The 11,851-nt window shown below is 72.5% G+C and carries 10 protein-coding genes; 6 read left to right on the top strand and 4 right to left on the bottom strand.

The features are described 5' to 3' along the window. Positions 1–2,214, top strand: coding sequence for a hydantoinase B/oxoprolinase family protein (locus HD601_RS20275; protein ID WP_184824911.1), 2,214 nt, complete (start codon positions 1–3; stop codon positions 2,212–2,214). Positions 2,215–2,216: 2 nt separating this feature from the next. Further along, positions 2,217–3,401 (top strand): CoA transferase, encoded by a 1,185-nt coding sequence (locus tag HD601_RS20270; RefSeq protein WP_184824909.1) that lies wholly within the window; start codon positions 2,217–2,219, stop codon positions 3,399–3,401. 4 nt (positions 3,402–3,405) lie between these two features. On the opposite strand, the gene HD601_RS20265 is transcribed toward HD601_RS20270, so the two are convergent. Further along, positions 3,406–4,011, bottom strand: coding sequence for a DedA family protein (locus tag HD601_RS20265; RefSeq protein ID WP_343076512.1), 606 nt, complete (start codon positions 4,009–4,011; stop codon positions 3,406–3,408). A gap of 224 nt (positions 4,012–4,235) precedes the next feature. On the opposite strand from HD601_RS20265, the gene HD601_RS20260 reads away from it, so the two are divergent. The 4 genes from HD601_RS20260 (at position 4,236) to HD601_RS20245 (ending at position 8,280) form a co-directional block, all read left to right on the top strand. Further along, positions 4,236–5,036 carry a polysaccharide deacetylase family protein gene (locus HD601_RS20260; protein ID WP_184824905.1) on the top strand — a complete coding sequence of 267 codons (801 nt, stop codon included), beginning with the start codon at positions 4,236–4,238 and terminating at the stop codon, positions 5,034–5,036. 22 nt (positions 5,037–5,058) lie between these two features. Then, positions 5,059–5,793 carry a hypothetical protein gene (locus tag HD601_RS20255; RefSeq protein ID WP_184824903.1) on the top strand — a complete coding sequence of 245 codons (735 nt, stop codon included), beginning with the start codon at positions 5,059–5,061 and terminating at the stop codon, positions 5,791–5,793. Continuing rightward, positions 5,790–6,431, top strand: a complete 642-nt coding sequence (locus HD601_RS20250; protein WP_184824901.1) for a hypothetical protein — start codon at positions 5,790–5,792, stop codon at positions 6,429–6,431. The genes HD601_RS20255 and HD601_RS20250 overlap by 4 nt, the downstream gene beginning before the upstream one ends. Positions 6,432–6,597: 166 nt before the next feature. After that, entirely contained in the window at positions 6,598–8,280 is a 1,683-nt protein-coding gene (locus HD601_RS20245) for a calcineurin-like phosphoesterase C-terminal domain-containing protein (RefSeq protein ID WP_184824899.1), read from the top strand. Positions 8,281–8,351: 71 nt separating this feature from the next. Here HD601_RS20245 and HD601_RS20240 read toward each other — a convergent pair whose 3' ends face one another. Genes HD601_RS20240 through HD601_RS20230 form a run of 3 tightly spaced genes read right to left on the bottom strand, consistent with a single transcriptional unit; the run spans position 8,352 to position 11,809 of the window. Further along, positions 8,352–8,852, bottom strand: a complete 501-nt coding sequence (locus HD601_RS20240; RefSeq protein WP_184824897.1) for an AAA family ATPase — start codon at positions 8,850–8,852, stop codon at positions 8,352–8,354. A gap of 18 nt (positions 8,853–8,870) precedes the next feature. Next, positions 8,871–10,274 carry a TldD/PmbA family protein gene (locus tag HD601_RS20235; RefSeq protein WP_184830081.1) on the bottom strand — a complete coding sequence of 468 codons (1,404 nt, stop codon included), beginning with the start codon at positions 10,272–10,274 and terminating at the stop codon, positions 8,871–8,873. 8 nt (positions 10,275–10,282) lie between these two features. Then, on the bottom strand, positions 10,283–11,809 hold the full coding sequence (locus HD601_RS20230) for a metallopeptidase TldD-related protein (protein WP_184824895.1): 1,527 nt from the start codon (positions 11,807–11,809) through the stop codon (positions 10,283–10,285). Between the last annotated feature and the right edge of the window lie 42 nt (positions 11,810–11,851).

The raw sequence follows: 11,851 nt of genomic DNA, 5'->3' as shown, positions 1-11,851 counted from the left end.
ATGACGACGACCATGACGATCGACCCGTTCCGCTTCGAGATCCTCACCCACCGCATCTGGTCGATCCTCGAGGAGGGCCGGCTCACCCTGCAGCGCGTGTCGGCCAGCCCGATCGTGTCGCAGGGCGGCGAGTGCATGAGCTCCTTCTACGCGCCCGACGGGACCATGGTGCTGGCCTGCTCCGGGCACCTGCGCTTCGCGGCGGCGACCTCGCAGGCGATCCGGGCGCTGATCGACTGGTTCGGCGAGAGTCCCGGCTTCTTCCCCGGCGACCAGATCTTCTTCAACGACCCCTACGTCGCCGGCTCGCACACGTACGACCAGATGGTCATCAAGCCGCTCTTCCACGGCGACGTGCTGTACGGCTGGACGGCGTCGAGCTCGCACACCGCCGACACCGGCGGCCAGCTCCGCGGCGGCGCCACGGAGATCTTCCACGAGGGCATCCGCTACCTCGGGGTGAAGATCATCGACCGGGGCGAGTTCCGCGAGGACGTCTACAAGTCCATCGTCGAGCAGTGCCGCGACACCGTCTACGTCGGCCTGGACCTGCGCTCGCGGATCGCCGCCAACAACGTCGTCGCCGAGCGGCTCGACACCGTCATCGACCAGTTCGGGCTGGACTTCCTGCAGGCCGCGAGCGACGAGCTGATCGCCGACGCCGAGCGGCGGGCCCGGGCCAAGCTGCGGTCGCTGCCGGACGGGCGGTGGTCGAGCCGGCTGTACTCCAGTGCCCGCGACAAGGCGACGGACGGGCCGGTGGTGTTCCCGGTGGTGTGCACGGTCGACAAGCGCGGCGACGAGCTGAGCATCGACCTCACCGGCTCCGGCCCGCAGATGAGCAACGACCAGAACTCCACGCTGGCCAGCACGCTCGCGCACGTCAGCGTGGCGCTGACCAACTTCCTCTTCTGGGACGTCCCGTGGAGCGACGGTCGCATGGCCCCGGTGTCGGTGGTCGTCCCCGACGGCTCGGTGGTCAACTGCACCTTCCCGGCCGCGTGCGGCGGCGCGCCCCGCGTCGGCCAGGTCATCGTCTCCGCGCTCGGCGAGTGCCTGGCCAACATGCTCTACGCGGCCGGCGAGGTCGAGGACGTCAATGCGACCTGGCAGGGCTTCTGGTACCTGGGCGGGCCGGGGCGCTTCTACGGCGGGCTCAACCAGGACGGCGTGCCGGTGCCGCAGGGCCTGTACGACGACCACGGCGGCGGGCTGGGCGCGACGCCGGGACGCGACGGCGTGGACACCGGCGGCCACAACAACATCCCGTCCGGCGGGGTCAGCGACGTCGAGACCATCGAGCTGCACTACCCGTTCCTGTACTTCGCCCGCCGGCACACCGTCGACGGCGTCGGCTACGGGGAGCGGGTGGGCGGGTGCGGCAGCCAACGGCTGCTCATGGTGCACGGGTCGAACGACCTCACCGTCGACTTCAAGCCCTACGCCGGCGTCCCGCAGGGCGGCTTCGGCCTGCACGGCGGGTTCCCATCGGGATCCGGAGGCGTGCGCGCCGTCCTCGAGCCGCGTCCGGAGCTGCTGAGCGCGCTGGCCGGCGGCCGCTACCCGACGGCGGCGGCGGACGCCCTCGACGACGGGATCGCGACGACGTGGAGTCCGGCGGCCAGCGCCAAGCGGGTGCCGGTGCCGGAGGGCTGGCTGCTCTCGGACTTCACCCAGGGCGGCGGCGGCTTCGGCGACCCGCTGCGCCGGCCGGAGCAGAGTGTCCGGGCCGACGTGCGGCGCGGGGTGCTGTCGCCGCGCATCGCCGGCCTCGTCTTCGGCGTCGTCCTGGACGCGCAGGGCGACGTCGACGCCGTCGCCACCACGACCCGCCGGGCCGAGCTGCGTCAGGACCGGCTGACCTGGGACCGGCTGGGGTCACCGCCCGCCGTGGACCGGGCCGCGCTGACCACCGTCCGGCGCATCCACGACGGGCTCGACCTCGCGACCACCGCGGACGGCGCCGCGTACACCGTCTGCCACTACTGCGCCGAGCCGCTCGCCGCGGCGGGGGACAACTACAAGCTGGGCACCCGCTACCGGACCGTCGCGATGGAGGAGGTCGCCGGCCGGCCGATGCCGACCGGGGTGCCGTACCTCGGCGAGCTGCAGCAGTACGCCTGCGGCTCCTGCGGCCAGCTGCTCGCCACGACGGTCTGGGTGCCGGGCGTCGACGAGGCCGAGCACTGGCACGACATCGCGGTGGAGGCCTGACGGTGCGCCCGCTCGACGGCGTCCGGGTCATCGAGGCGGCCAACTACGTCAGCGGGCCGTTCGCGGGGCTCCTGTTGGCGCAGCTGGGCGCCGAGGTGGTGAAGCTCGAGCAGCCGGGCGTCGGCGACGCGTTCCGCAAGTGGCGCAACGGCGCGTCCAGCCCCACCTTCGGCGCGCTGAACTACGGCAAGCAGTCCGTCGCCGTGGACCTGAAGTCCGCGGCCGGCCAGGAGGTGGTCCGAGAGCTGCTGCGCGACGCCGACGTGCTGGTCGAGAACTTCCGGCCCGGCGTGCTGGAGCGGTACGGGCTGGGGCCGGACGCCGTCGCCGCTCTGGCCCCGAGGCTGGTGTACTGCTCGATCACCGGCTACGGCCCCGACGGGCCGCTGGCCGGCGAGCCCGGCTACGACACCGTCGGCCAGGCCCGCAGCGGGCTGCTGAGCCTGCTGACCGACCTCGACGCGCCGCAGCCGATGGGGTTCTCGCTGTCGGATCACCTCACCGGCGTGTTCGCCGGCCTCGGGATCGTGGCCGCGCTGCGCTCGCGGGAGGTGACCGGCCGCGGCACCTGGGTGCGGACCTCGCTGCTCGAGGCCACGGTCGGGCTGATGGCCGAGAGCTTCGGCCGCTACCTCGCCGACGGCGACGTCCCGCGGCGTGGTCACCGGGCCCGGCTGGCGCAGGTGTTCACCGTCGTCGCCGCGGACGGGAAGGCGGTCGCCGTCCACCTGTCGTCGCCGGAGAAGTTCTGGCAGGGCCTGGCGTCAGCACTCGAGCGGCCGGACCTCTTGACCGACGAGCGGTTCCGGGACCGGCCGGGGCGGATCGAGCACTACGATGCGCTGCGCGCCGTGATCTCGGCGGTTGCCGGCGGTCTGACCCGGGCCGAGCTGCTGGCCCGGCTCGCCGCTCACGGCGTTCCTTGTGCCGCCGTTCAGGACCTCGAGGAGGTGGCCGGCGACGAGCAGGTCCGCCACCTCGGGCTGATCACCGAGACCAGCGGCGACCGGGGGAGCCCGGTGCGCCATCCGCGGGCGCCCGTCACCGGCACGGGCTGGCTCGACGGGCCGCCGCTGGGCGATCCGCCCGGGCTCGGCGACGACACCGCGGCGGTGCTGGCGGCGGCAGGCCTGACGGCGGAGCGTCTCGCCTCGTTGACGGCCGCGGGGGTGATCGCCGTCCGGTGACCCGTCAGCCGCGGGCGCGGTGCCGGGCGCGGTCGCGGGCCTGCCGGTTCTGCCGCACCCGCAGCACCACGAACACCACCACCGCCACGACGACCGCCGCGATGACGGCGTACTGGAACAGCCCGACGTAGCGCTCGACGGCGTCCCAGTTCTGCCCCAGCTGGTAGCCGAGCAGGATGAACACGGTGTTCCAGATGGCGCTGCCCAGCGCAGTGAACAGCAGGAACACCGTCAGCGACATGCGCTCGACGCCGGCCGGGATGGAGATGAAGCTGCGGAAGATCGGGATCATCCGCCCGAAGAAGATCGTCTTCACCCCATGCTTGGCGAACCAGCCCTCGGCCTTGTCGACGTCGGCCATCTTCACCAGCGGCAGCTTCGCCAGGATGGCCCGGGTGCGGTCGCGCCCCACCGCCGCGCCCACGGCGTACCAGACCAGCGCGCCGACCACCGAGCCCACCGTCGTCCAGATGATCGCCGCCGCCAGGTTCATGTCGCCGCGGCTGGCGGTGAACCCCGCCAGCGGCAGGATGACCTCGCTGGGCAGCGGCGGGAAGAGGTTCTCGAGGAAGATCGCGAGGCCGGCGCCGACCGCGCCCATGGTGTCCATGAGGTCGACGGCCCAGCCGGCCAGACCGGTGAGCTCGGTTTCCGGGGAGAGGCGGATGTTCACGCCACGACCGTACGGGATGCGGACGCCGTCGTGCGACGACGACCCGGTCTGAGGTGGAAAGCGCATTCGGCGCGCCTCATCGGGTCTGCGCCGCTGCGCCGGTAGCGTCGCACCTGGCCTGGTTGTGGTCGATTCGTCCCGAGTGAGGCGAGGTGGTGCCGGTGTCCCGAGAGCTCCGGGCTGCCCTCATTCTGTGCCTGGTCGTGGGCGTCATCGTCGGCGCCGCGCGCAGCGACCCCCAGGGCGGTTCCGGCGGCACGTCGGCCGCGGCCGCCTCCGTGCAGGCGAAGTCGTCGCCGCAGCGGCTGCTCGGGCTGAAGCCGGCCGCCGCCGACGGCTCCGCGCCGGTCGCCGAGGTCGACGACGCCGGCACCCGCCGCCTCAACGGCCGCGAGGGCAACACCGTCGCGCTCACCTTCGACGACGGCCCGCACCCCGACCAGACGCCCGCCGTCCTGCAGATCCTCCGCGACTATGACATCACCGCGACGTTCTGCCTGGTCGGCGAGATGGCGCGGCTCTACCCGGACCTCGTCCGCGAGATCGCCGACGACGGCCACCGGCTCTGCGACCACACCATCACCCACGACACTTCGCTGCCGGACAAGCCGGCCGACGTCATCGAGGACGAGATCGGCGGCACGCTCGACGCCATCGAAGAGGCCGTCCCCGGCGTCGAGGTGCCGTTCTACCGCGCGCCCGGCGGCAACTTCGCCGCCAACGTCAACGAGATCGCCGCCGAGCACGACCAGGTGCCCCTCGGCTGGAGCGTCGACCCCGGCGACTGGCGCAAACCCGGCGCCCGCGCCATCCACGACTACGTCGCCGAGCACGTCCACCCTGGCGCGATCATCCTCCTGCACGACGGCGGCGGCGACCGGTCGGGCACCATCGATGCGCTGCCCGAGATCATCGAGACCCTCCGCGACGCCGGCTACGAGTTCGTCGTCCCGCGCGCCTGACGCTTGTGGCACGCTTACGGCCATGACGCGGCAGGACTCGTTCGGGGAGCGGCTGGTGCGCGGCATCGGCCAGACCCTGTGGGTGCTGATCCCGCTGCTCAGCGTCACGTTCCTGGCCTGGCTGCCGGCCGCGCAGGCGTGGTGGCGGGCCCGGACCACCGGCTGGTTCATCACCGCCCTCGTCCTGCTGCTGGGCAGTGCGGGCGTCGTCGTGCTCATGGCAGGCCCCGAGGACGGCGGCGCGGCCGCGGGCGGCCTGCTGATCATCGGGACGCTGGTCGGCGGCATCGTGGCCGCGCTGAAGGCCCGCCCGGTGGTGTTCCGCCGTCGCGAAGAGGTGGTCGAGCTGCCGCCGTACCCCGCCGCGGCGCCGGGCGCGACCGGAGCGGGCGCCGTCGCCGATCTGCGCGACCATCCCGCCGTCCGCGAGGTGCTGGCCGACCGGGAACGACGGCAGCAGGCGCGCGACCTGATCGCGCGCGACCCGGCCATGGCGGTGGAGCTGAACCTGGCCCGCCCGGACGTCCCCGACGTCGTCGACGACGGCGGTCTCGTCGACCTCAACAACACCGGCGCCGGCGGGCTGGCCGCCGCGCTGGGCTGGCCGCGCGAGACCGCCGAGGCGTTCGTCGTCGCGCGTGACCTGCGTGGCGGCTACCAGTCGCTCGACGAGATCGCGGCGCTGTCCGGGCTGGCACCGCAGCTGCTCGAACGCGACGCCGAACGCATCGTCGTCCTGCCGTACCGGCCGGCATGAGCGACGCCGCGAGCCCGGGGGAGAGCCGGTTCGACCGCTGGCGCCGGACGGCGGAGGCGGCGGCCGCGTCGGCGGGCGAGACGCGGGCGAAGGTCATCCGCGACCTGGCCGCGGCGCTCGCCGTCCTGGTGCGCCGCGTGCGGATCCCGCTGTTCGCCGTCGGGCTGCTGCCGCTGACGCCGGCGCTCGTGCTGGCGCTCGAAGGGCTGGCCCTGGGCGGCCGTAGCGGCCTGTTCTTCCTGGTCCTGGCGTTGCTCGGCGCGGCGCCGGGTCTCTGGGTGCTCCGGCGGCGGCGCCGGCTGCTGCGCGCCGTCGACCCGGTCGACGAGCTGGCCGCCGAGCTGGCCCAGGCCTACGACGTCGCCGGGGCGTGGGCGAAGGCGGGCGACGCCCTGCAGCAGGTCCGCGGCGCCGGACCCGGCCTGCGCGGCGCCGGGCGGGCGGCGCGCGGCGTGTGGGCCGGCGTCCGGCTGACCCGCGAGCTGTTCGACCGGTTCTCCGACCTGCCGCGGGTGGCGCCGTTCCTGCCGGTGTCGCTGCAGTTCACCGGCTATCTCTGCCTCGCGTCCGTGGTGTCCACGGTCGTGCTGATCGCCCTTGCCGTCGCCGGGTTCGGCGTCGTGCTCGTCGCAGACTGACCTCAGTCTTCTGCCGTTGTGTGTGGGTTCGTCACCTCGTGTTGGGGTGGCGCCGACAGGGTGAAGTCCCGCAACTCCGTGCCCCCACACGACCGGAGGATTTCCCATGGCGAGAGGTAGATCGTCGACTACGGGCCGCCCGCCCAGGGCCCTTTCGAAGAGATTGTTGATCGGCGCCGGCGTCACCGCGACGGTGACCGGCCTCGGCGCGACGGGCTTCGGCCTGGCCGGCGCCGAGGTGGCGCCCGAGACCGAGACCGCCACCGGTGTCGTCTACGACGACGCCAACCGCAACGGCAAGCGCGACAGCGGCGAGGCCGGCGTGGCGAACGTGTCGGTGTCGAACGGCCGCGACGTCGTCCGCACCGACGCGCAGGGCGAGTACAGCCTGCAGGTCGACGACCAGACCGTCATCTTCATCAGCAAGCCGGCCGGCTGGATGGTCCCCGTCAACGACGTCCAGCTGCCGCAGTTCTACTACAAGCACTACCCGAACGGCAGCCCGTACGAGCTGCGCTACGGCGGCGTCGAGCCGACCGGCCCGCTGCCGGAGTCGGTCGACTTCCCGATGTACCAGGACGACTCCGTCGACAAGACGTTCTCGGCGCTGGCCTTCGCCGACCCGCAGACGTCGAACGTCGGGCAGATCAACACCATGGCGATCGACGTCATCGCCGGCATCGTCGGCAACACCGACGCCCGCTTCGGCCTCACCGTCGGCGACGTCGTCAACGACCCGCTGGACCTGTTCGCGCCGCACAACCAGGCGGTGTCGGCCATCGGCATCCCGTGGTGGAACACGCCGGGCAACCACGACATGGACTACGACGCGCCGACCGACGAGAACGCCACGGACACCTACAAGGAGACGTTCGGGCCGACGGACTACTCGTTCGACTACGGCCAGGTCCACTTCGTGCTCATGGACAACGTGCTGCACGAGGGCCCGGACCACGGCTACATCGGCTACCTGAACGACGAGCAGCTGCAGTGGCTGGAGAACGACCTGCGGTATGTGCCGGAGGACAGGCTGATCGTCATCGGGACGCACATCCCGCTGGCCACCAACGCCACCACGTCCGACGGCGTCAACACCACCAACCTGCCCGAGCTGTTCTCGATCCTCGAGGACCGCGAGCACGTGTACACGATCTCCGGCCACGACACCAGCAACAGCTGGCAGATGTACATGGGCGAGGAGCACGGCTGGTATGGCCCGAAGGACTTCCACCACCAGGTCCTCGCCGAGGTCCGCGGCAGCGGCTGGAACACCGGCCCGCGCGACTCGCGCGGCATCCAGGCGGCGGACATGTCCGACGGCAACCCGAACGGCCACTACGAGCTGTTCTTCGACGGCAACGAGTACAAGGCCGAGTTCAAGCCGGCCAGCCTGCCGGAGGAGTACCAGGTCCGGCTCACCTTCGACGGCGGCTGGGACGACCAGGTCCGCATCCCCGGCGGCGTGAGCGGTGTCGACGGCTTCGCTCCGGGCGCCGTGCGGTTCGCGGCGCGCGACTGGACGGGTCTCGGCGTCCAGCGCCCGACGGTGACGGCGAACGTCTTCGACGGCGGCGAGCGTCACACCGTCGAGGTCAGCGTCGACGGCGGCCGCTTCGTCCCGATGACGCACCTGGCCCCGCAGAACGACCCGTACATCTCGGTCCTGCGCTCGACGCTGACGGGCAGCCTCCGCCCGGCCGCGCCCGAGCCGTCGTCGCACCTGTGGTCGTTCGAGCTGCCGCGCGGCCTGCGGTTCGGCGAGCACACCGTCGTCGTCCGCAGCACCGACCCGTACGGCAAGGTCTCGACCACCGACGAGACCATCACCGTCACGGGCGGCCGCCCGTAGTACGGAACTGATCGTGGCGGGTGGTTTGGTGGCGCTATAGCACCACCAAACCACCCGCCATCATGTGGTCGTCAGGTGAGTTGCAGCAGCGACGCGAGCTCGGCGGCGACGCCTGCGACGTCGCGCCGGTCGGTCTCGATGCGATGGTCCGACGGCGTCTTCTGCGCCCCGGCGTAGCGATCCCGGAAGAAGTCGTCAATCGGCGGACGATCGGGATCGGCCTCGAACCGTCGCCGCCACTCCGTCTCGCCGACGACGAGCTGCACCGTGGTCGGCAGCGCGCCGGGCGGCGCCAGCGACCGGACGAGCTCGTGCAGGTGCGTGGACTGGAAGACCCAGGTGACCACGAGCACCTGGACCCCGGCGGTCGCCGCGTGGTCCATCACGGCGGCGAGATTGGCCCGGACCATGGCCGTGGTGCGCTCGTCGACGCGCCACGGTTGGTGCCACCACAGCGCGTCGACGTCGACCCACTGCACCAGTGCTGAACCGCCGGCGGCGCGGCGCAGCAACTGCCGCGCGACGGAGGTCTTGCCCACGCCCGGGGCGCCGCCCAGGAGAACGAGACGCATGAGCGGCGCGGCCGGTCGTCAGGAGGCCTGCGACACCGAGGACATGTTGAAGTCGGGGACGCGCAGGGCCGGCATCGCCGTCCGGGGGAAGTAGTCGCCCCACTCGCGGCTGAAGGTCGGCACCGTCGCGCCGGCGGCGGTGAAGCGGTCGAGCAGCGCCACCGGGCTCTCGTTGAAGCGGTAGTTGTTCACCGCGCCGGTGACCTCGCCGTTCTCGACGAGGTAGACGCCGTCGCGGGTGAGGCCGGTGAGCAGCAGCGTCTGCGGGTCGACGGCGCGGATGTACCAGAGGCACGTGAGCAGCAGGCCGCGCTCGACCCCGGCGGCCAAGTCCTCGGTGCCGCCGGTGGCGCCGTCGACGGTGAGGCCGAGGTTGTCGACGGCGGGCGTCATCGGCAGGCCGGTCAGACCTGCCGAGTGACGGGTCTGCAGCAGCGCGCGCAGCGTGCCGTCCTCGATCCACGACGTCCGCGCGATGGGCAGGCCGTTGTCGAAGACGCTGGACTCCGACGACGAGGCGTGCGCGAACACCGTCGGCGCGCACTCGAGGCCGGGCGCCGCCGGGTCGGACCAGAGCGACACCGGGTGCTTCGAGAGCCGCTCGCCGACGCGGGTGGTGCCGCCGGGTGCGGAGTAGACGGACCGGCCGTCCTGGGCGTCGCGCGCGCTCATGGTCCAGTAGGCGTAGATCATGAGGTCGGCGACGGCGGTGGGCGGCAGGACGGTGTCGTAGCGGCCGGCCGGCAGCTCGACCGTGCGTTGCGCCCAGCCCAGCCGCTTTGTCAGCTCGGCGTCGAGCGCCGTGACGTCGACGTCGGTGAGGTCGCGCGAGGACTGCCCGACCCAGGCCGACCGTGTCTTGTCGGCGGACTTGCCGGTGATGCCGATGTGGCCGGTGGGCTGCTCGTGCCGCGCCCGCAGCCCGGTGCTCGACCCCAGATAGGTGGTGCGGACGCCGTGCTCGAGGTAGCCGTAGAGCAGCCGCTGCTCGTCGTCGGCGCGGCTGAACGCGTCGCCGAGGGCCGGGGCGATGCCGCCGAACACCTCGGGCGAGGTCTCGCCGGGCACGTCGTACCAGCCGGCGCCCGCATCGCTGCCGCCGTCGCCGCTGTCGCCCGCGCCGATCAGCGGTTGCGCGTCCTCGGCCGGGCCGTTGTCGCGGGCGGCCTGCTCGGCGGCGCGGACCAGCGGCTCGAGGCCCTCGGCGGTGACGGCGCTGCGGGCGACCACGCCCGACGCCGTGCCGGTGCCGCCGTCGACCGCCGCGATCACCGTCACCGACCGGTCGCGGGTGACGCCGTTGGTGGTGAGGGCGTTGGTCGCCCAGCGCAGGTTGGCCGTCGACGACTCGTCGACCAGCACGAGCGTGCCGCTGGCCTTCGACAGCTCGAGGCAGCGCTCGACGATCTCCTGCGGCGTCATGGTGCCCGTCACTGGCCACCCTCCTCGGCGGTGTTGAGGATGCGGATGTCGCGGAACAGGGCCGACGGCGCCCCGTGCGAGACGGGGGCGATCTGGCCCGGCTGGGCCTTGCCGCAGTTGAACGCCCCGCCCAGCACGTACGTCTGCGGGCCGCCGACGGCGGCCATGGAACCCCAGAAGTCGGTGGTGGTGGCCTGGTACGCGACGTCGCGCAGCTGGCCGTCGAGCTCGCCGCCGCGGATGCGGAAGAACCGCTGGCCGGTGAACTGGAAGTTGTAGCGCTGCATGTCGATGGACCACGACTTGTCGCCGACGATGTAGATGCCGTCGTCGACCTGCGAGATCAGCTCGTCGGTCGAGGGGCCGCCGTCGGCCGGCTGCAGCGAGACGTTGGCCATGCGCTGCACCGGCACGTGGCCGGGGGAGTCGGCGAAGGCGCAGCCGTTGGAGCGGCTGGTGCCGAGCGCGCTGGCGTTGGCGGCGGCCATGGCGCGGTCGAGCTGGTAGCCGACGAGCGTGCCGCCGCTGACGATGTCCCAGCGCTGCGCCTCGACGCCCTCGTCGTCGTAGCCGATGGTCGACAGGCCGTGCGGCGTGGTGCGGTCGCCGGTGACGTGCATGACGGGGGAGCCGTAGCGCAGCGTCCACAGCTGGTCTAGCGTGGCGAACGACGTGCCCGCGTAGTTGGCCTCGTAGCCGAGGGCGCGGTCGAGCTCGGTCGCGTGCCCGATGGACTCGTGGATGGTCAGCCACAGGTTCGTGGGGTCGATGACAACGTCGTAGCGGCCCGCCTTGACGCTCGGCGCGCCGAACTTCTCGGCCAGCAGCGGCCCCAGCTCGTCGAGCGCCGCGCCCCAGTCGACGACGCCGTCGGCGCCCGTGGCGTACTCCCAGCCGCGCCCGGCCGGGGCGGCGAGGGTGCGCATGGTCTCGAACCGGCCGGTGGCGGGGTCGACCTTGAGCGCCTCGAAGACCGGGTGCAGCCGGACCCGCTGCTGCGTGGTGACGGTGCCGTGGGTGTCGGCGTAGAACTTGTTCTCCTGCACCTGCTGCAGCTGAGCGGTGACGTGGTCGACGTCGGGTTGCGCGAGGACGCGGACGGAGTGGCCGACCATGCGGTCGATCTTCTCCGTGTCCGGGACCTCGAACGGGTTCACGTCGTAGGCCGACACCCACGTGACGTCCGGGTGGACCGGCTCGTCCGCCAGCTCGGTGCGGGCCGGGCTGAGCCGGCGCGAGACCTTCGCGAGGTCGACGGCCTTCTCGGCCGCCTTCGCGGCATCGTCCGTCGTGAGGTCGACGGTGGCGGCGAACCCCCACGTGCCCTCGTGCAGGACGCGGACCGCGAACCCCACGTCCTCGCCGTCGCGGCTGCCCTCGAGCTTGCCGTCGCGGAAGGAGAGGTCCTGGGAGCGGATGCGTTCGAGCCGGAAGTCGGCGTGCTCGACACCCAGGTCACGGGCTCGCTGCAACGCGGCGTCGGCCAGCGAGCGCATCGGCAGGGCGATGAAGGCTGGATCGATCTCGTGCGGCACCCTGCCGAGCCTAGACCAGCCCTCCGGCGCGCGGCACCGGCA

This window comes from Jiangella mangrovi (assembly GCF_014204975.1).
Classification (GTDB): domain Bacteria; phylum Actinomycetota; class Actinomycetes; order Jiangellales; family Jiangellaceae; genus Jiangella; species Jiangella mangrovi.
This window is presented reverse-complemented; position numbering and strand designations above follow the sequence as displayed.

Bases quoted from the DNA above. Each gene is read 5' to 3' on its own strand.
- HD601_RS20275 (WP_184824911.1), top strand. From the start codon at position 1: ATGACGACGACCATGACGATCGACCCGTTCCGCTTCGAGATCCTCACC.
- HD601_RS20265 (WP_343076512.1), bottom strand. From the start codon at position 4,011: ATGGACACCATGGGCGCGGTCGGCGCCGGCCTCGCGATCTTCCTCGAG.
- HD601_RS20255 (WP_184824903.1), top strand. From the start codon at position 5,059: ATGACGCGGCAGGACTCGTTCGGGGAGCGGCTGGTGCGCGGCATCGGC.
- HD601_RS20250 (WP_184824901.1), top strand. From the start codon at position 5,790: ATGAGCGACGCCGCGAGCCCGGGGGAGAGCCGGTTCGACCGCTGGCGC.
- HD601_RS20240 (WP_184824897.1), bottom strand. From the start codon at position 8,852: ATGCGTCTCGTTCTCCTGGGCGGCGCCCCGGGCGTGGGCAAGACCTCC.
- HD601_RS20235 (WP_184830081.1), bottom strand. From the start codon at position 10,274: ATGACGCCGCAGGAGATCGTCGAGCGCTGCCTCGAGCTGTCGAAGGCC.